The following is an 18,835-nucleotide window of genomic DNA, read 5'->3' as shown; positions in this document are numbered from 1 at the left end:
TTACGGCCGCCCCATCCCGTAGTACGCCCACCCCGCGGCGCGCCACGCGGCCGCGTCGAGCCCGTTGCGCCCGTCCACGACGACGCGGCCGTCGGTGAGCGACGACGCGTGCTCCGGCGGCAACTGGCGACGGTACTCGTCCCATTCGGTGACGAGCACGAGAGCGTCGGCGTCGCGGATGGCCTCGTCGCGGTCTTCGACATAGGTGAGCTGCGGGTGGATGCGGCGGGCGTTCTCGATCGCCGCCGGATCGGTGACCGTGACGTTCGCGCCGAGTCCGTGCAGGCGCACGGCGACGTCGAGGGCGGGAGAGTCGCGGATGTCGTCGGAGTGCGGTTTGAAGGCCGCGCCGAGCACCGTCACCTTCTTCTCGAACACCGATCCCCCGAGCCCGTCGACGACGAGCTGCACGGCGCGCTCGCGGCGGCGCAGGTTGATCTCGTCGACCTGACGAAGGAACGCGACGGATTCGCCCCGCCCAAGCTCTTCCGCACGAGCGGAGAACGCACGGATGTCCTTGGGCAGGCAGCCGCCACCGAAGCCGATGCCGGCACCGAGGAAGCGACGACCGATGCGGGCGTCGTGGCCGATGGCGTCGGCGAGCTGGGTGACGTCGGCGCCGGTGACCTCGGCGATCTCGGCCATCGCGTTGATGAAGCTGATCTTGGTCGCCAGGAACGCGTTCGCCGAGACCTTGACCAGCTCGGCGGTGGCGTAGTCGGTGACGATGAACGGCGTGCCCTTCGCCACCGAGGGGTGGTAGACCTCACGCAGCACGGATGCTGCGATCTCACCCTCTTCGCCCGCCGGCACGCCGGCGACGAGGCGGTCGGGGTCGACGGTGTCTTGCACCGCGTAACCCTCGCGGAGGAACTCGGGGTTCCACACGAGCGTGGCGCCGGTCTCCGACACCCGCGGAGCCAGGCTCGCCGCGGTGCCGACAGGGACGGTCGACTTTCCGGCGACGATGTCACCGGAAGCGAGGTAGGGCAGCAGAGCATCGAACGCCGCGTTCACATAGGTGAGGTCGGCGGCGTAGCTGTCTTTCTGCTGGGGAGTTCCCACTCCGACGAAGTGGACCTTCGCGCCCGCAGCCTCGGCCATATCGGTGGTGAAGCGCAGGTTGCCCGCTGCAATCCCCGCCGTCAGGATCTCCTGCAGTCCCGGCTCGAAGAACGGCGCCTGTCCCTCGGAGAGCGCGTCGATCTTCCGCTGGTCAACGTCGATGCCGACGACCTCATGACCGATCGACGCCATGGCCGCAGCATGCACAGCGCCGAGGTAACCACAACCGATGACGGACAGCTTCATAGGAGCTCCAAGTTGGGGGGACGGTGCGCGAGTGGAGTGTGAACACGCAAGACTGTTCCTACCAGAGACGCGTATCCGGCTTGTAAACCGGCGGATGTAAAAGAGGTCACGTGACGTTCCTACCCGCCGACACCTATCGCCTCATCGAGGAGTCGATGCCGATCGCCTGCGTCGATTTCGTCCTGGTGCGTGAACCCAACGGACATCGAGAGCTCGGCCTGATCCTCCGCGACTCACCTCATGGCCGGGTGTGGTGCCACCTCGGAGGTCGCATTCAGCGCGGGGAGACGATCGCCGGCGCCATCCGCAGACACAGCCGCGAGACGATCGGCATCGAGCCGACTCTTCCGCTGAATCCGCAGCCAGACTATGTCTACGAGTGGTTCCCGCCCGACCTGACGCCGACCGACGGAACGGTGTCGGGTGATGACCCCCGCAAGCACGCGATCGGGCTCTCCTTCGTGGTCGCGGCGGAAGGCTCGCCGCGACCACGCAACGAGGGTCTCGACTTTGCGTACTTCGCGCCCAGCGAACTGCCCGCAAACCTCTGGCCCGGATGCCGGGAGTTGTTCGCGCTCCTGAAGCTCGCGCCGCTTCCCAATTGATCTTTACCGGGATTGGGCGTAGTTTCATCGCTTGGACGTCGTCGTCCCACCATTCCGGGGGGAATGGTTGTGTGAGCACTCTGGGGGGATGATGCTCGAGCGTGTCAAGAAGCGCATCAACGCGCTGATCTGGGGAATCGAGAGCGTGAACTGCGCCGAGTGCGGTTCATCTGTGTCGCCCGCGAAGGCCGTCTGGAGCGGGCGAGACGCCTACTGCTCGATAGAGCACGAGTTCCGCGATCGCGAGGTTCCCCGTTGGGCGCCGCCATCGCATGCAGAAGCGCGGGCGCGCACGGTCGACGTTGCTCCCGTGTACCGTCAAGCAGCGTAGTCGCCGTTCCACCAGTCGGCGATGTGCGACATCGCCTCGGCTGCGACGACGTGGCGCGGATCAAGTCGAAACTGCTCGAAGCTGCCCTGATCCACGAAGGTGCCATCTTCTACGATCACTCGCCCTTTTCGGGCGTCGAGCGAGAGCTCCACGCGCCAGTCGACCACGCCGGGCAGTGCGGCGAGCGAACGCAAGCGGTCGATCGCCTCTTCCACCCGGTCGTGGTCGACATCGTCGTGCACACGAAACAGCACGATGTGACGGAACACAGGGCTACTCGCGAATGCTGTCGACGTGGTCGCGATACCACGCGACGGTGCGCTCCATGCCCTCTTCGAGAGTGATCTTCGCCGTCCACCCGGCCTCGGCGAGCTTGGAAACGTCGAGCAGCTTCTGCGGCGTGCCGTCGGGCTTCGAGGTATCCCAGTCGGTCTGTCCGGTGAACCCCGTCACACCCGCGATAGTCTCAGCGATCTCGCGGATGGTGACGTCTGAGCCGGTGCCGACGTTCACCTGGTCAGGGCCGTCGTAATGCTCCAGCAGGTGCAGGCAGGCGTCGGCCATGTCGTCGGCGTGCAGGAACTCGCGGCGCGGCGTTCCGGTTCCCCAGTTGGTCACCGACGGCGCACCCGACTTCGCCGCATCGTCATAACGCCGGATGAGCGCGGGCAGCACGTGCGAACCCTTCGGCGAGAAGTTGTCGTTGGGGCCGTAGAGGTTCGTCGGCATCGCGCTGATCCAGGGCAGACCGTACTGGCGGCGCACGGCCTGCGTCTGGAGGATGCCGGCGATCTTCGCGATCGCGTACGCGTCATTCGTCGGCTCGAGGTGACCCGTGAGCAGGGAGTCCTCGCGGATCGGCTGCTCCGCGAACTTCGGGTAGATGCAGGATGACCCGAGGAACAGAACGCGCTCGACGTCGTTAGCAAGTGCAGCGTCCAAGACGTTCACCTGGATGCGCATGTTGTCGCTCAGGAAGTCGACTGGGTACGTGGAGTTGGCGAGGATGCCGCCGACCTTCGCCGCCGCGAGCACAACGTACTTCGGCTTGGCTTCGCCCATGTAGGCGAACACTGCGTCACGGTCCTTGAGATCGAGCTCGGCCGACGTCTTGCCGACGATGTTCTCGAAACCGGCCGACTCGAGCCTGCGCACGATCGCCGACCCGACGAGCCCGCGGTGACCGGCGACGTAGAACGTCGCGTCACGGTCGAGCTCACCCGGCGTGTACTCGACGCCGTCAACGGCCGTCACCACGTCAGACCACTCCCCCGGTCGTTGAGCGAGCGCAGCGAGTCGAAACGCCCCACGCTCACAGAGTCCCCCACGAGGCCAGCTTCACGGTGTCGATCCAGTCGGCGCCCTTTTCCAGTGCTTCCACGTCGGCGTCAACCATGAGCTTGGCCAGTTCCTTCCCATCGATCGTGGGAACCCAGCCGAGCTTGTCGGCGGCCTTGGCCGGGTCGCCGATGAGCGCGTCGACCTCGGTGGGGCGCAAGTAGCGCTCGTCGAACTTGACGAACTCCTGCCAGTCGAGGCCCACGTGTCCGAACGCCGTCTCGAGGAAGTCCTTGATCGTGTATCCGACACCCGTCGCCAGCACGAAGTCTTCCGGCTCGTCGGCCTGCAGCATGCGCCACATGCCTTCGACGTACTCGGCGGCATAACCCCAGTCACGAATCGACTCGAGGTTGCCGAGGTAGATGTCCTTCTGTACACCGGCCTTGATGCGGGCGACGGCGCGCGTGATCTTGCGGGTCACGAACGTCTCACCGCGGCGGGGGGACTCGTGGTTGAAGAGGATGCCGTTCACCGCGAACATGTCGTATGCCTCGCGGTAGTTCTTGGTGATCCAGTACGAGTAGAGCTTCGCGACCCCGTACGGCGAGCGCGGGTAGAAGGGCGTCTCCTCGTTCTGAGGCGGAGGAGTCGCACCGTAGAGCTCCGAGGTCGACGCCTGGTAGAAGCGGGTCGTGATGCCGGAGAGTCGCACCGCCTCAAGCAGACGGATCGTGCCCGTGCCCGTGGTGTCAGCAGTGTGCTCGGGCTCGTCGAACGAGACCCTCACGTGTGACTGCGCGGCAAGGTTGTAGACCTCGTCGGGGTTGATCTCCGACATCAGGGTGACCATGCGCGCCCCGTCGGAGAGGTCGCCGTAGTGGAGGAAGAGCTTCGCGTCGGCGTCGTGCGGGTCGACATAAAGGTGGTCGATGCGGTGTGTATTGAAGGTGGATGCTCGGCGAATGAGGCCGTGCACCTCGTAGCCCTTCGAGAGCAGCAGCTCCGCAAGATAGGAGCCATCCTGGCCCGTAATGCCGGTGATGAGTGCGCGCTTGGTCAAGAGATTCTGCCTATCTTGATCGTCGATGGGGGGAGGTCACGCAGGATGCTTCTCAGCGGCGGTGGCAATCAGATCCGCGAGCAGACTATCGAACCGATCGATCGCGAATGTTTCATCGAGCACCGTCTCTCTGTAACGTTTGCCGTTCTGCCCCAGACGATCAGCGTGGGCTCGGTCAGAGATGAGGGACGAGACGCCGTCGAGCAACGCCGCGGGGTCTCCGGCGGGAACGACGAAACCAGCTTGTGCCGCGGTAACCTCCTGCGCCGTGATTCCGGTGGAGTCCGTCGCCGCGAGCACCGGCCGCCCAGCGGCGAAGTAAGACGTGAGCTTGCTCGGAACAGCCATCTCGGCGACTCCGGGAAGCTCATTAACGAGCAGGACGTCAGCTGCTTGAAGGATGCCGGTGAAATCACGGTCTCCCAGAGGCGGCAGAAACTGCGTCGCCGTCGGCTCCGCATCGGCTCGCTGCTGCAGTTCGTCGCGCTGCGAGCCGTTGCCGACGAGCACGAAGCGCACACGCTCTCCGCGCTGATGCGCCAATCGCCCCGCGTCCACGACGTGGTGAAGGCCTTGCTTGACGCCCATATTTCCGGTGTGGACGACGACGACTTCGTCATCGGGCCAGCCGTAAGAAGCACGTACCGCGGCAACGTCCACCGGTGGCAGCGGGGGCAAATGCGTCCAGTTTCGGACTACCGCGATGCGCTCACGAGGCACACCGAAGTCATCGTGCACACGATCCGCGAATCGGTCGTGAATCACGACGACGGTCGAAGCCGAGCGCAGCAGCCATCCCTCGACGTTACGAATGATGCGCGCAGCCATGCCGCCACCCTGCCCGGTCTCCGATATCCCGATGCCGTAGAGGTCCTGCACCCACACGACGAACGGAGTCGAGCGATGCGTGAGGCGCGAACGCAGACGAACGAGAGCAGAAGAGAGCAATGCTGGCGATACGGCGATGATCGCGGCCGGCCGGCCCCAGCGGGCGAAACTCTGGCGTATACCGAAAGTGACCTCCGACAGCGCGCGTGGCAGCGGCGACGGCCGCTGGGGTACGTAATGACGCAGCCGTGAGAGGGTCACACCCTCGATCTGTTCGCTCCGCGACCACTGCCCGTAACCTGAAGTGATCTTCCAGTCTGGATAATGAGGGTGCGCCGTGATGGCGCGGACCTCGTGCCCGCGCCGCGCCAACCCCCCAGCCATGGCGCCCGTGTAGGGAGAGATCCCCGTAGTCTCCGGGGGGTAGTTGAGCCCGAAGACGAGCGTTCGCGAGGGTCGTTGCTGCACGGCACCGACCTTACAGCGACCGTCGTTACGACACAGTTACGAGAAAGGGACGCCGTGAGCGACATTCCGGTGATCGATCTCTCGAAGGCCCCGGGCGAGCGCGCCGCATGGGATCAACCAGCCTGGAAGGTGTATCTCTGGGCCATCGTCGAGTTGCTTCTTGTCACCAACGCCTGGCAGATCAGCTCGGGCCTACGCATACGAGTGCTGCGCGCGTTCGGCGCCGAAATCGGCAGCGGCGTCATCTTCCGGCCCCGCACCCGCGTGAAATTTCCCTGGAAGTTGCACATCGGCGACCGCTCTTGGATCGGCGAGGGCGCCTGGTTCCACAATCAGGACCACATCCACATCGGCCACGATGTCGTGATCTCGCAGGAGACGCTCTTGACGACTGGAAGCCACCGCCACCGCAAGGACATGGCACTCGTCACGCGGCCAATCACGATCGAGTCGGGAGTGTGGGTGACGAGCCGTTGTGTGGTGCTCGGGGGCGTGACTATCGGGCGATCTGCCCTGATCAAGCCGCTCACCCGCGTCGACAGCGACGTCGAGCCAAACACCATCTGGGATCAGACTGGTCGGCTCGCGGAGCGATTCAGATGAGGGTCGCGCACGTCGTCACCTATCTCTCCCCCGATGGAGCGTTCGGGGGTCCCGCTCGAGTTGCCCTCGGTCAGGCAGAGGCGCTCGCCGCACGCGGTCACGAGGTCACGGTCTTCGCAGCTTGTCCTCCAGACGAGGAAGTCGACCAGCAGCAAGACGGCTACAGCCTTCGAACTTTCTCGGGTCGTTTCCTGCACGCCTCTTTGGGGTTCGCTGGTCTACGATCGCCGGGTCTGATGAGAGCCCTTCGAGCTGCGGCGCCTGATCTGGATATCGCGCACATCCACCTCGCCCGCGACCTCGTTACCCTCCCTGCGGCGAGAGCGGTCCGTCGTCTGGGAATTCCATACGTAGTCCAGACCCACGGGATGATCGATGCGTCCACACGGCTGCTCGCTCGTCCGATCGATCTGTGGGAGACGAGAGCGGCGCTTCGAGGCGCTTCGTGGGCCCTCGTACTAACCGCCGAGGAAGCCGGTTCGTTGGCCGAGATCGAGCCATCTGTGAAGCAGGTCCGAATCACGAACGGTGTGCATGTTGGCGAGCTTTCACCTTACAACGACCGCCTGCCTCGAGTGGTGTTCTTAGCTCGATTGCACCCGAGAAAGCGTGCGCCTGCTTTCGTCGAGACGGCCAGGTTGCTCGCCCCTCGCTTCCCTCAACTCGAGTTTGTCCTGGCTGGACCCGACGAGGGCGACGGTAAGCGTGTTGCGGAGATGATTAGCGCGCTCGGTGAATCGGTGCCTGTCCGATGGATCGGAGCCGTGGACCCCGCCGAGACTGACAGCCTGCTCCGGAGCGCAAGCGCCTACGTACTTCCGGCCGAAGGTGAAGTGTTCCCGATGTCGTTGTTGGAAGCGCTGCGCGCTGGCACTCCTTCGGTGGTCACGACTTCGCTCGGGATTGCAGACGCCTGCCGCAAATACGGTGCGGCGGTCATCACTGATGGATCACCGGAAGCGATGGCGCATGCGCTCGCTGAGATCCTGACGGTGCCTGGCCACGCCGAAAGCCTCCGACAGGGAGGAGCCACGTATCTTCGTGACGAACTCAACATCGATCATGTCGCTCTTCGACTCGAAGGCCTCTACGACGAGACGCGTCAACTGGCCGATGCTCCGCGACCCGGAAAAGGCTGATGCCCGTCTTCGTCGTATTGGCACATGATGACCCAGCCATGTTGCGCCGACTGGTTGGCCGACTGGGTGCGCATCCGATCCATGTCCACATCGACGCGAAGACCGATCTCGACGACTTCGACTCCGTAGCCAAGATCACCAGTTCGCGGACGGCGCAGTACGTTCGAACGCGGAGCAGACTGAATTGGGGCGGATGGTCGATTGTCGAGGGAATGGCACATTCGGTGGATCAGGCCTTGTCGGATACCTCGGTGGATGATCATGTCGTGTTCCTTTCGGGCAGGTGCTATCCGGTCCGTCCCGTCGCCGAATTCGTCAACCACCTGGCTTCGTCGCGCTGGCGCGTGCATGCGCGGGCGCATGCCGTTACCGGACCGGGCGAGGACCATCGATGGCGGTATGAGCGTCGTCATGGCTTCGACTCTTGGGCCGCGCGATTCGGCGCACGTGGATCGCTTTCCCGGAGAGCGATGCGAAACGCCTGGTCACGTTTGCGCTCGATCGGGTATGCGAAGGAGGTTCCCGTACACGTGGCGATCGGGTCTCAGTGGATGGCACTTCCGCGAGATTGTGCTCAGGAGGCAGTCGCCAGCGTTCGTACACAGCAGCGCGAGTGGTTTCTTGACTCCTTTGCGCCTGACGAGATCGCTTTCCAGACCTTCATCTATAATTCGAGATGGGCCGCCGAAACCGAATTCAGGAAGCTGGAACCCAGAGTTGCGAGCGTGTCGGAGATCCCGAACTTTCACATAGTCGACGCAAACCTCACGGGTCGGATCGATTGGGCCATGGCGCTGCAACCGCCGGAGCGCGCCTTCTTCGCGCGGAAGTTTGATTCATCGCGAGACGCAGATCTCTTGAGCGAGATCGACCGCCGCGTCGAATGAACTTCCGGGTCGAACCAACAATAAGGACGTTTCTTGGCTTATAGAGATGAAGCCGTCACAGTCGTAGTCCCCACTCACGGGCGCCCGCGGCTTCTGGAGAGATCGCTAGCCTCTGTGCTGGCACAGACCACGCGTGCCCACACCATTGTCGTCGTGGACGACCTGGACGACCCAGCGACGCGCGAGGTTGTCGAGCGGATCGCCGCAAACTCGATCGAGCGAGTGAAGTACGTCGCATCTCTGACGTTGGCGGGATCCGCGTCGCGGTCAAGGAATGTCGGGCTTGCGATGGTCGAGACGCCCCTCGTGGCGTTCCTCGATGACGACGACGAGTGGCTGCCCGGATTCTTGGCGAGCACGGCTGCCCGCCTCGGAGCGGGCGTCGACCTCGCCGTCAGCCATACTGTGTTGCGGACGAGTCTAGGAGATAGGCCCTTCATGCGGCTCAGCGAAGGGCTGTTGTGGACGATGTGTCTCGGAAACAACCCGGGCTTGACGGGATCAAACTTTGTGGCGCAGACTGCTCAGCTAATCGCCCTCGATGGGTTCGATGAGACGCTACTGGTGGCGGAAGATCAGGATCTCTTGGTCCGATACCTCGCGCAAGGAGGACACTACAGAGTGCTGAGCGAAGATTGCGTCATCCAGCACGCCGGCTCTGGTGAGCATCTTTCCTCTCCCGGTGCTCGACAGGTAGAGGGATTGCGGAGCTTCTTGGATAAGTATCGCGACGTATCGTCTATCCGCGACAGGCGATACCTACGCGCGATGTGGCACGCCGCGAGCATCTATCCGGGGGTCTCTCGTCGAGCTCGCGTCTACCATCGGATCATGCAGCTAATGAACCTTCCGCTGGATGTTTTCATTGGGAGGGTTGCCGCTCGCCTTCGCAACGAGCCGAGTTCTGATGCGTACAAGTAAGGCCTTCCGAACGCCCACCGTCGATCCTATGGCGAGATTGTCAACGCCCGCTTCCCACGCTCCCTTTCTCGGCACCATCCTTGCCGGCGCGTTGGTGGGGCTTGTTCCGATGCTCATCATCGCCGCAACCGGTTCCTCTGCGAGCGACTCCGCGTGGGTCGGTGCCCTCATTGCGGTCATCATCGCCGGTATGCGATTTAGTTGGCTGATGACTGTGCCAGATCGTCGTCTGTTCGAGATGGTGACGTGGCTCTTCGTCTACGTGTTTCTTGGGATCGCTCCGCTCGTACAACTCCGCGGCTACGGTGCCCCATCAACAACACCCAATGTCGACTTCTCCAACGCCTGGACTGCCATCGCGGCGGTCATCGTGTTCGAGGTGCTACTCATACTCGGGGCTGTGCTCGCGCCATCTCGTATCGAGCTCCCAGCGGCGCGTCCGAGAACGATCGATCCGGTCCGTGTCTATCTGTGGACGGCCCTCCTGCTCTCGATGGGTGCAGCATACATAGCACTGATCGGTCTGGGAGCGATTTGGGGCCCCCGCGTTTGGCGCGGCGCAGTTGTTTGGCGAACCTTCGGCGACCCCTTGGTTGCGCAGATAGTGGAAGCACTCGTTTCGGTCGGTCTACTCACGGTGATCGTCGCGCAGGTTCTCGTTATGCGCGATGGCTCCGCTGCCTGGCGATCCACGCGGCGTGTGGTCGTCTTCTTTAGTGCGCTCATGCTCTTGACGATTGTGAACCCGGTCGGCTCGCCGCGATACGTGTTTGGCGTAATCGTCCTTGGACTCCTAGCGGTGATGGGCGCTTACTCGTCGCTACTTAAGTACCGCGCGACATCGATTCTCGCGCTGCTGAGTCTGGCGTTCTTGTTCCCCGTGCTCGATAGTTTTCGATACTCGACCGCGTCGGCGATCGAGTTCTCAGACCCACTCCCTCAGTTCGCGAGCCCGGACTTCGATGCGTTCGCGCAACTCATCAACGTCGTTGAGTACGTGAATGACGTCGGTCCTACGCTCGGATGGCAGATGGTCGGAGTGCTTCTGTTCTGGGTGCCACGAGCATTTTGGCCATCGAAACCTGTCGACACGGGAGTTCTCATCGCCAACTACAAGGGTTACGCATTCTCAAATCTGTCGGCGCCGCTTCCTGCCGAGTTGCTCATAAATGGGGCTTTTCTGGCGGTGATAGTTGGTGCTGTCGCGCTTGGCGTCTTCCTACGCAGGTGGGACACGTCCAACGAGCTGCAACTAAAGAAGACCGGGGTTCCTACTCTGTTGGGATGCGTTCTTCCGTTCTATCTCTTGCTCGTGCTTCGAGGCTCCCTGCTTCAGGCCATGGCGAGTCTCTCCGTGATATTGGCCGTATCGGCGCTCGTAACGTCACGGTCCGATCGTCGGACCTGAGCAAACACGCGACTTGGGCTTCTTCGCTTGGACCAACGGGCCAGAGTCGGCTCAGTCACTCGATTAAACGGAACGCTCGCGCGCGAGCGTATCGAGATACGCGACGATAGGCGCGACAACCTTCTCCCAGGAGTTCTCCCTCGAGAAGCGAATTGCTGCCGCCTCGCGGCGGTGGCGCTCCTCCGAGTTCTCGAGGAGGCGCACTATCGTCTCAGCCTGGTCGTCCGTGCCAATGACGGCGTCGGCGGGCAGATCACCGTTTCGCGTCTCGCGTTCAAGATAGGCCGGACCTACAACGACACGGCCTCGAGCGAGTGCACCTACAAGCTTCAACTGGCTTCCAGCGCCCGACTTGGCGGGCGCAAGAACGAGCGCAGAAGATTCGTATAGTGGTTGCAGGTCATCAACGAAGCCGAGGTTGCTTACGCCGGAGTGGGGCGATTTGTCACTAACAAGGTCGTCAGCGCCGCGGCCGACTACGAGAAGTTTCGCTTCTGGAATCTTGGCGACGACCAGCGGCCACACACTCTGAAGAACTTCTTCGAGCCCTTCACGATTGGGCTCGTACCACCAACTGCCCACCGCGAGCACAACGCGGGACGTGCTGGCAGACTGGATGGCGGGCCGCTGCTCGACTCCGTTCGGCACGAGGATCGTCTGGTTGGTCGAGTAAGAGTCGCCCGAGGGGATCTCGCTCGACGACAGGGCAACAGATAGGTTTGCCCATCGTCGGACAGCAGGTTCCCATACGAGCGCCTTCGCCGCCTCCAACAGTGGCTTGATCTTCTGGACACCCCGTGTGCCCCGGGCTTGCGCGAGGTAGCGGCGACTTTCGAGATTGGCGAACTCTACGATGTGATTTCCTCGAATCCGGGATCGGCGACCGATATCCGCGATCACAGTGTTCTCCCAGAACAGTGCTAGAGGTGCGGTCGACTGCCCGCTTGCGCTCTTCACGGCCCTCATGAGTGGGAACAAAGATCGCGATTCATATGGGCCAGGGAGGAAACGTTCGAAACCCCTAGGTGCGGACCGCGAGACGCTAACAATTCTCACATTTGGGAGTGGCGTCAGCAGCGGGCCACCATTGGGTGCAAAAACAACGATCTCATCGCAATGAGCCGCGAGCGCTTCGATTACGCCTGCGGTTCTGACGTTGGCGCCGTGATCGGCGGGCCATGGCATACGCGAGCAAACATAGAAGACTTTCATTGCGAGAAATAGTCCCTTCGGGTCGAGATCACCAGACCGCTATTTCCGTGGATCTGCTCGCCTTGCACTACCATCTTAGGCGCCGCAGCGGCTGGGTGACTGCGGGTCCTTCCGCCGCACTTTCAAGCGACCCAGACTGGTTGTCTCGAAGCGGTAGATGACGCGTGGGCCGCAGGAATGCCCTTGGTCGTGGGCGGGCGCCAAAGCCGGTAGGATTGAGGAATCCGGGGTGGAGTGACTCTATTTCTGTCCGCCGCTGGCCCGAGTAGACATCGGACGAAGCTGACCGACAGCGGTCCACGTACGCGTGGCAGAGAATGGAGTCGTCTCGTGAAGCGCGCCATGACCGTGTTCACGGTCCTCGCACTCGTGCAGAGGAGCGTTGGCTTACTCCTCCTTCCCTTCGTCACGAGAGCGATGAGTCCCGATGACTACGGCGCGGCGAGCCTCATCACTGTGGCTGGCACGGTGCTCGGCGCAGGAATGGGGAGTCCTGTGGAAGCGGCGGTGTTCCGCGCCGCATCCCGTCTTCAGCATGAGCCCGGTCAGATTGGGATGCTTGCCGCGAGCAGGCTTTGGCTCCTCGTGATTGGCCCAAGTGCTTGTCTTCTTGTCGGAGGTGCACTCTTAGCCCTGCCGGCGGACATCCTCCAAGTGCCGTCAGCCCTTTGGGGAATCGAGATCATCGCCGCTGGCCTCGGGCTGTACGGATCATCGTACGTGCAGTCGCGCCTTCGGGCGGAGCATCGCTTCAGTCCGCTCGTTCTGTTTACGCTGACTAGCATTGTGGTTTCACTTGCCTCAAAGATTGCCTTCGTTCTGGCACTTCCCTGGGGAGTGTGGGGGTGGGTACTCTCCGACCTCGTCGCCGGAGCCGCTTCGCTTCTCCTTGCGTTCATAATTGCGCCGCGCACGATGCGAGTTCGGCGAGCGCGGCGGGACGATCTGCGATCGCTCGTCTCATTCAGTCTGCCGCTACTTCCCCATTCGCTCGCGTTCTGGGGGATCTCTTTCGTCAATCGACCGATTCTCGCGGTCCTCCTTCCACTCAGTGACGTGGGTTATCTGTCGATCGCACAAAACGTCGTCAACGTCGGCGTGCTCATCGTCGCCGAGATCAACCGCGCAGTCACGCCGGAGTACGCCCGAACCGCGTTGCCAGGCCCCACTTTCCACTTAGCCCGAGTCATGCGTCTGCAATGGATAATCGGAACAGCTACGACGTTGTTGATGATCCTCATGGGCAGACCATTCGTTGACTGGATATTAGGGTCAGGCTATGACACCGTGGCGTCTGCAATAGGGCTAATGGCGGCCGTGCCCTTGCTCTGGACTGCTTACGGGATGGCGCTGAATTTCCCAACGCAAACGATGGGAAATACTAGGTGGAACTGGATCGCTTCAACTTTGGGCTTAATCGTCGTCATTGTTGGATCATTCTCGCTTGTGCCTGTTCTGGGACTATCAGGAGGCCCGATATCGGTCACCATTAGCTGGATTGCGATGGCGGGCGCTGCATTCTTCATCGTTCGTCTAGTTAGGGCCGAGGTCGACTGGAAGCGTGCTGGCCTGACCCCAGCGCTCATTGTCCTGTCTACCGCTTGCGTGGCCACCGGCGCGCTCGCCAATCAGCCCTCCATGAGTTCCTCCACTGTCATCGCGCTGTACGTTGTTGCTGTTGCGAGCGCTGTGAGCAGTATGGTCATTCAACTTCGGGCCCGCGCTAGAACACGATCTTGAGATTCACGACAGGAGATAGCAGATGGTCATTGACGCGATTACGAAGTTTTCTGCTCCTGGAACGCTCGTATCCCGCCTTCCAGTTGACCTTGATGAGACCCATACACAGAGCGGTTTCTTGGTGTCCTTCGCGCGTGATCTTCGGCGCAGAGTAGGTGATATGCGCTACTCGCGCAGTGCCATCGGAAGGAGCAGTCTAGTGACACTAGATCGACTGCGCGGCAGCGAGAATGGCCAGACGGGCCTGATCGTCGCGAGTGGCCCTAGCCTCCGTCGCACTGATCTGAGTGTACTCGACCGGCACCCGTATATTCTTATGAATCGGGGATATGTACTGATGGACTCGTACGAACGCGCACCGTCCTTGATCTGTGCTCATGACCCTGATGTCCTCAAGCATTTCGGTGCTGAACTCGCCGCCCTTCCGGTGCCGCTCATGGTCTCGCGCGACGCCGCTGACTTATTTGACCGACGGGAGAATGTCGCCTTCTTGCGCTATCAGCTGCGCTGGCGGTTCGCCAAGCATCTCGGGCTTTCCTCGCACCACGGCTATACTGCTATGTTTTGGGCTCTCCAGGGCGCCTACCTCCTCGGCTGGCAGAAGGCAGTCATCATTGGCATGGATCACAATCACTCAAGCGCCGGCGCGCCATCTGCCTACGAGACGACGGGTCAAGTCGACACGAATCATTTCGATCCGCGCTACTTTCCGCAGGGCCTTTCTCTGCGGAATCCAGTTCTTCGCGGCAACGAGTACTCGTATGCGCTGGCGCGAGCCGCGTGGGACCGAGCCGGTCGCGACGTCGTCGACTGCACGATCGACGGCAAGTGCGACATATTCCGAAAGTCGGAACTCGCAATCGAACTTGGGCGCTGACACCTATGCGCGCACCGTCAACCTTCGACCTGCTGAGTGTCGATGACCGAATCATCGACACTCAGCAGTCGGCCGGTCAGTGTGTTGACGCCTCGATGGTCGCTTCGACGCGAAGCACATCCTCCGGTCTGTCTACTGACATGGAGCGATCGCTCATCGGGATGACCGTGACCGGGATGCTCAGCTCGAGAAACCGTACGACCTCGCAGTCCTCGATCGCTTCGAGAGGAGTGCGGGCTGCTACCGATGCGTACTTCGCCAGGACTTCGGATGTGTACGCGTACGCGCAGACTTGTCGCGAACCCCCGTGAAAGCCTCCGTCGTGTGACCCGGGAACCATCGCACGACCGATGTAGATGAGCTGCTGGTCAAGCCCCACTAGTAACTTGATGTACTTCGAGTCTCGCCATTGCGCCTCAGTGAGCGCGCAAGAACCGATGAACGTGGCAGTCGGGTTCGCATTAGAGGCATCGATGATCGCTCGAATGTCATCAGGCTCAAACACGGGTTCGTCTCCCTGAACATTGACGTACGTTCGCGCCGGAATGCGTGCCGCGATCTCTGCAACGCGGTCCGTGCCGGTCAGGTGGTTGTCCCGCGTAAGCTCTGCTCGGAATCCGTGTTCTAGGCACACATCCACGATGCGTTGATCATCGGTGGCGACAACGATCCGGTCGCGAGGGACGACGGCTGCGCACTGCTTGGCCGTCCGGATGATCATAGGAACGCCAGCGATGGGTACCAGCGGCTTACCAGGCAGACGCTTTGAGCTGAATCGTGCCGGGATGACAATGAGGATGTCGTCGAAGTTCATTGCGATGCTTTCATGGGCGAAGGATGGGTTGGCAGAAGGAGCTCGGCAAGAGTTTCGACGGTGCGATAACCCGTTGCCGACGCGCGCTCAAGCATGGCTGGCCGGACGGTGGAGTAGGCCCCGACGTAAACAAAGTCGATCCCGGCCGCGTCGGCTGCGTCTGCATCTGCCATTGCATCGCCGATCATGATCGCGTTCGAGTCGGGTCGGTCGGTCCGCTCTCGCTCGACGATCGCTTGAACGATCTCCTTCTTCGGAGTCGGCGAGCCGAAAATGCCTACGAAGTCGCCTGCGAGATGTCGCCGAGCAAACGCGGAGCGCAGTTCATCCTGGGCGCTGCCCGATGCGACGTAGCGTCGCTTCTGTGCAAGTGCCGCTAGTAGGTCGGCTGCTCCTTTAGTCCTATCGGCCGTGTCGTAGATGATTGACGTTCGTGCGGCGAATGCAGACGTGAGATCAGCGAGAACCGCTTGGGTCTCGCCATCCCTAGGCGCCCCGAAGCGGCCAGACAGAAGCTCTTCGAATACACGGAACCTAGAGATTCCGAAGTTCGTTGATTGCCACGCGGCGAATCGGGCGCTCGCCTCATCGTCGTAGCCGAACTCCCTCGCGACAGCCTCGAAAGCGCGGTTCTTCTCGCTGTTCGTATCAAGGAGCACGCCGTCGCAGTCAAATATCACTACGTCGTAGGCGTCAATTGCTGTCTGCTGAGTCTCACTCATCGGATGCGAGCGCTGAGAGCCGACTGTAGATCGAGGCAACAGGTACGTCGAATCGAGTGCGAGTACCACTAGTGACCTCGCGCTCGGGATGATCCTTCCGGAATGCGTCGAGGAGTAACTGCGACTCCTTTGCAAGCTCTTGCTCAGCACTTGTCGCATGGGCGTAGCCGTCGAACCCGACAAGGGTCACACGCGCTGCGTCATTTGCCAGAGCAGCGCCGAGAGCCAGAGAGAGCGGCCCGATGTCACTCACGGGTCCGAGATTGTCGGTGTCGGCGCTGACGACAAACGGCTGCACTTGTCGAGTACGAGCGCGCGCAAACTCCGGAACTGGGCGAATTCGCGGCGCTGCCGGGACGATGTAGCCATCGCTGATGTCGAGAGTTGCACGATCGGGGAGTCGGTCAACTACGTCGCCCGCGAGCGCGACGTACTGCCTGGTGGTCAGCCGTTCGATGAGCGACAGGTGGCGGTAGTTGGCATGGACAACTGTCGCGCCGCTTCGGTTGGCGTACTCAACGACTGCCTCGGCGTGCTCCTCTATTGTCGGACCGCCTCCGATAACGATCAGCTCGTCTGTCTCGTTCGCAGAAAGTGCGCCGAGCGTCTCGTAAGAGAATTCGTCGATGCTACCGAGTGACTGATTCTGCATCGCATGGATGATTGAGGGTACTGAATAGCGATTCTTGCCCAGCCAGTCCATTACCCGATTCTGAGGGAGTCCGGCGGCACCCGAGATCATGTAGACCAAGTTAGTGCCCCAGCCGTACTCGCGCTGCAGCTTCTCGAACGGGTCAACGATGTCGTGAAGCGCCACGTAGTCGAGCTCGTCGGGGGTGGCAGCGTACTTGTGGACGAGGAGGGTCTCTGTCTGAGTGTTCCCTGGACCACGTCCCATGCCCGTGACGGTGCTATCAATGATCGTCGCGCCCGCGGTGACGGCGCTCAGCGAGTTCGCGAAAGCGAGGCGCATGTTGTCGTGTCCATGGAAGCCCGCCGCTGTCTGGGGATGCAGCTCTCGAAGTGAAGAGATTGCGATGGCGACCTGTTCGGGAGTGCAACCGCCGTAGCTGTCGACGAGAGCGAGACATGAGGACACCTCAGCCGCCTCGGAGAGACTGGACAGGGAGTCCACCGAATCCCAGTACTTCGATAGGTACATGATGTTGATGGCGACGTCGAAGCCCAGTTCACGAAGACGTCGGCCGAGAGCTGCTGCTTCAGCAAGGCGGGTTGGTGCCACCGCCATGCGAACGAGGTCGACCGTCCCGATAACCTCCCCGACGACACGGTCGAGCGACGTCAAGGGGACAGACTTCTCATCCAGCATGACGGCGAGGCGCTGATCCTCGCGCAAGATGCCCTTTGCGCGCGCCGTCGTGGCCTCGTTGAGAAAGTAGTACTGGCCGAAGTAGCCATCACGCGGGAGGTTGCAGTACCCGAGTTCGATCGTCGAGATCGGCAGCTTTGAGGCCGCGCGCAAGTAACTACCGACAACGTCCTGCTGGAAATCCCACGCGGTGTAGTAGCCGCCGTCTCGGAGCGTGCAGTCGAGGACGGCGGGCGGCGTCGAGTTCATGTGATTCCTTGGTCGGGAAGCGAGATCGGGGAGGGGACTGGGCGGCTGTCTCGCCGGGCGCGGGGGGCGGGGGACGCGGGCCGTCTAGAAGGATTACAGTGTCGCCCACGAATGTCCAGTTCTTAACGTAGGACAAGTCGAGGCGCACGGATTCATCCCCCGGCAGCAACGAGCGACCACTAGCCTGCCTGAAGCCCGTGATTCCTGGCTCGGCGAGGGAGCGGCGGTGCACGCGGTCGGCATACTGCGCGACCTCACTTGGCAGAGGGTGACGGGGGCCGACGAGCGACATCGGCCGAGCGATCACGCTGAACAACTTAAGCAACTCATCGAGGCTGTACTTCTGTATCACGCGCCCGATGGCGGTGATTCTGGGATCATTGTTAGTCTTGAAGAGAGCTTCGTTGCCCGCATCGCATTCTTGCTTGGCGAGTTGTTCGAGCAGGCTTTCTGCGCTAACGACCATCGAGCGGAACTTGATCATCGTGACCTCTTGCGCTCGCAGGCCCGTACGGATCTGAATGAGGAAGACGGGTCCTTGGCGCGCAAGCCGAACGGCGATCGAGACGAACAGCAGTAGCGGACTGATGAGAATCACGCCCAGCACCGCGGCGGCGAGGCCGAGCGTGCGTTTGGCAAACAGCTGTCTCTTACTGAATCGCGGGGTCTCGACGTGGACTAGCGGTAGGCCCGATACCGGGCGGACATGAATACGCGGACCGGCGAGGTCGACGACGCCCGGCGCGAGAACACGGGGCTGCTTTCCAGCCTCAAGCCCCCCCGAGATCTCTTTGCCCTTGTCGGGCGGCAGCTCGTCAGTACTCGTCACAGCTACCGTGTCAGCACCCGTGGCGCGGATGGGGCGATCGACCGCCGACACCAAGCCCATGATGGGGAGCTCGATCCAGGATGGCACTCGCCGCCGCCGGGAGCTGGTCGCTGGCGGCGAGGGATGTCGACGAAGACGAACTGCCGGCTTGTGATTGGCCTGCTGGTGCAGGGGTATGTGCATAGACATATCGAGGCGATGGCAGGGTACTCGGATCACG

The 18,835-nt window shown here is 62.0% G+C and carries 18 protein-coding genes; 8 read left to right on the top strand and 10 right to left on the bottom strand.

The window, feature by feature from the left end; translation table 11 throughout:
- Nucleotides 1–1,311, bottom strand: a complete 1,311-nt coding sequence (locus JOE53_RS01585; protein ID WP_204946551.1) for a UDP-glucose dehydrogenase family protein — start codon at nt 1,309–1,311, stop codon at nt 1–3.
- A gap of 110 nt (nt 1,312–1,421) precedes the next feature.
- On the opposite strand from JOE53_RS01585, the gene JOE53_RS01580 reads away from it, so the two are divergent.
- The gene (locus JOE53_RS01580; RefSeq protein WP_204946550.1) at nt 1,422–1,916 is read left to right on the top strand and encodes a DUF4916 domain-containing protein; all 495 of its coding nucleotides are present in this window, start codon (nt 1,422–1,424) and stop codon (nt 1,914–1,916) included.
- Nucleotides 1,917–2,234: 318 nt separating this feature from the next.
- Here the strand turns inward: JOE53_RS01580 and JOE53_RS01575 are convergent, their stop codons facing one another.
- Genes JOE53_RS01575 through JOE53_RS01560 form a run of 4 tightly spaced genes read right to left on the bottom strand, consistent with a single transcriptional unit; the run spans nt 2,235 to nt 5,884 of the window.
- Complete coding sequence (locus tag JOE53_RS01575) at nt 2,235–2,516, bottom strand: Dabb family protein (RefSeq protein ID WP_204946549.1); 282 nt, start codon at nt 2,514–2,516, stop codon at nt 2,235–2,237.
- A gap of 4 nt (nt 2,517–2,520) precedes the next feature.
- A complete protein-coding gene (locus JOE53_RS01570) occupies nt 2,521–3,501 on the bottom strand; it encodes a GDP-L-fucose synthase family protein (RefSeq protein WP_204948153.1) in 981 nt (326 codons plus the stop codon).
- A gap of 58 nt (nt 3,502–3,559) precedes the next feature.
- Nucleotides 3,560–4,588, bottom strand: a complete 1,029-nt coding sequence (gene gmd, locus JOE53_RS01565; RefSeq protein ID WP_204946548.1) for a GDP-mannose 4,6-dehydratase — start codon at nt 4,586–4,588, stop codon at nt 3,560–3,562.
- 36 nt (nt 4,589–4,624) lie between these two features.
- The gene (locus JOE53_RS01560) at nt 4,625–5,884 is read right to left on the bottom strand and encodes a glycosyltransferase (RefSeq protein WP_204946547.1); all 1,260 of its coding nucleotides are present in this window, start codon (nt 5,882–5,884) and stop codon (nt 4,625–4,627) included.
- A gap of 54 nt (nt 5,885–5,938) precedes the next feature.
- On the opposite strand from JOE53_RS01560, the gene JOE53_RS01555 reads away from it, so the two are divergent.
- The 5 genes from JOE53_RS01555 to JOE53_RS01535 all read left to right on the top strand — a co-directional run bounded on the left by JOE53_RS01555 (nt 5,939) and on the right by JOE53_RS01535 (nt 10,842).
- A complete protein-coding gene (locus JOE53_RS01555) occupies nt 5,939–6,487 on the top strand; it encodes an LbetaH domain-containing protein (protein ID WP_204946546.1) in 549 nt (182 codons plus the stop codon).
- Complete coding sequence (locus JOE53_RS14920; protein WP_204946545.1) at nt 6,484–7,626, top strand: glycosyltransferase; 1,143 nt, start codon at nt 6,484–6,486, stop codon at nt 7,624–7,626. The genes JOE53_RS01555 and JOE53_RS14920 overlap by 4 nt, the downstream gene beginning before the upstream one ends.
- Entirely contained in the window at nt 7,626–8,513 is an 888-nt protein-coding gene (locus tag JOE53_RS01545; protein WP_204946544.1) for a beta-1,6-N-acetylglucosaminyltransferase, read from the top strand. Before JOE53_RS14920 ends, JOE53_RS01545 begins: the two co-directional genes overlap by 1 nt.
- 33 nt (nt 8,514–8,546) lie before the next feature.
- Nucleotides 8,547–9,434, top strand: coding sequence for a glycosyltransferase family 2 protein (locus tag JOE53_RS01540; protein ID WP_204946543.1), 888 nt, complete (start codon nt 8,547–8,549; stop codon nt 9,432–9,434).
- Nucleotides 9,435–9,543: 109 nt separating this feature from the next.
- On the top strand, nt 9,544–10,842 hold the full coding sequence (locus JOE53_RS01535; protein ID WP_204946542.1) for a hypothetical protein: 1,299 nt from the start codon (nt 9,544–9,546) through the stop codon (nt 10,840–10,842).
- A gap of 63 nt (nt 10,843–10,905) precedes the next feature.
- Here JOE53_RS01535 and JOE53_RS01530 read toward each other — a convergent pair whose 3' ends face one another.
- Nucleotides 10,906–11,742, bottom strand: coding sequence for a glycosyltransferase family 4 protein (locus JOE53_RS01530; protein WP_204946541.1), 837 nt, complete (start codon nt 11,740–11,742; stop codon nt 10,906–10,908).
- Nucleotides 11,743–12,384: 642 nt separating this feature from the next.
- Here JOE53_RS01530 and JOE53_RS01525 point away from each other — a divergent pair.
- Both JOE53_RS01525 and JOE53_RS01520 read left to right on the top strand, forming a co-directional pair.
- The gene (locus tag JOE53_RS01525) at nt 12,385–13,794 is read left to right on the top strand and encodes a lipopolysaccharide biosynthesis protein (RefSeq protein ID WP_204946540.1); all 1,410 of its coding nucleotides are present in this window, start codon (nt 12,385–12,387) and stop codon (nt 13,792–13,794) included.
- A gap of 337 nt (nt 13,795–14,131) precedes the next feature.
- The gene (locus JOE53_RS01520; protein ID WP_204946539.1) at nt 14,132–14,671 is read left to right on the top strand and encodes a hypothetical protein; all 540 of its coding nucleotides are present in this window, start codon (nt 14,132–14,134) and stop codon (nt 14,669–14,671) included.
- A 76-nt stretch (nt 14,672–14,747) separates the two neighbouring features.
- Here JOE53_RS01520 and kdsB read toward each other — a convergent pair whose 3' ends face one another.
- The 4 genes from kdsB to JOE53_RS01500 are packed head-to-tail and all read right to left on the bottom strand — an operon-like array spanning nt 14,748 to nt 18,666.
- A complete protein-coding gene (kdsB, locus tag JOE53_RS01515; RefSeq protein ID WP_204946538.1) occupies nt 14,748–15,485 on the bottom strand; it encodes a 3-deoxy-manno-octulosonate cytidylyltransferase in 738 nt (245 codons plus the stop codon).
- Nucleotides 15,482–16,207, bottom strand: a complete 726-nt coding sequence (locus tag JOE53_RS01510; RefSeq protein ID WP_204946537.1) for an HAD family hydrolase — start codon at nt 16,205–16,207, stop codon at nt 15,482–15,484. Before JOE53_RS01510 ends, kdsB begins: the two co-directional genes overlap by 4 nt.
- A complete protein-coding gene (locus JOE53_RS01505) occupies nt 16,200–17,786 on the bottom strand; it encodes a beta/alpha barrel domain-containing protein (protein ID WP_204946536.1) in 1,587 nt (528 codons plus the stop codon). The genes JOE53_RS01510 and JOE53_RS01505 overlap by 8 nt, the downstream gene beginning before the upstream one ends.
- Complete coding sequence (locus tag JOE53_RS01500; protein ID WP_271170994.1) at nt 17,695–18,666, bottom strand: sugar transferase; 972 nt, start codon at nt 18,664–18,666, stop codon at nt 17,695–17,697. The genes JOE53_RS01505 and JOE53_RS01500 overlap by 92 nt, the downstream gene beginning before the upstream one ends.
- Between the last annotated feature and the right edge of the window lie 169 nt (nt 18,667–18,835).

This window comes from Microbacterium laevaniformans (assembly GCF_016907555.1).
GTDB classification, from domain to species: Bacteria; Actinomycetota; Actinomycetes; order Actinomycetales; family Microbacteriaceae; genus Microbacterium; species Microbacterium laevaniformans.
Note: the sequence above shows the minus strand (reverse complement) of the source record. Positions and strands in the feature narration are given on the sequence as shown.

Excerpts from the sequence above, each read along its gene's own strand:
- JOE53_RS01585 (WP_204946551.1), bottom strand. The coding sequence starts at position 1,311 with ATGAAGCTGTCCGTCATCGGTTGTGGTTACCTCGGCGCTGTGCATGCT.
- JOE53_RS14920 (WP_204946545.1), top strand. The coding sequence starts at position 6,484 with ATGAGGGTCGCGCACGTCGTCACCTATCTCTCCCCCGATGGAGCGTTC.
- JOE53_RS01545 (WP_204946544.1), top strand. The coding sequence starts at position 7,626 with ATGCCCGTCTTCGTCGTATTGGCACATGATGACCCAGCCATGTTGCGC.
- JOE53_RS01535 (WP_204946542.1), top strand. The coding sequence starts at position 9,544 with ATGCTCATCATCGCCGCAACCGGTTCCTCTGCGAGCGACTCCGCGTGG.
- JOE53_RS01520 (WP_204946539.1), top strand. The coding sequence starts at position 14,132 with ATGGACTCGTACGAACGCGCACCGTCCTTGATCTGTGCTCATGACCCT.
- kdsB (WP_204946538.1), bottom strand. The coding sequence starts at position 15,485 with ATGAACTTCGACGACATCCTCATTGTCATCCCGGCACGATTCAGCTCA.
- JOE53_RS01510 (WP_204946537.1), bottom strand. The coding sequence starts at position 16,207 with ATGAGTGAGACTCAGCAGACAGCAATTGACGCCTACGACGTAGTGATA.
- JOE53_RS01505 (WP_204946536.1), bottom strand. The coding sequence starts at position 17,786 with ATGAACTCGACGCCGCCCGCCGTCCTCGACTGCACGCTCCGAGACGGC.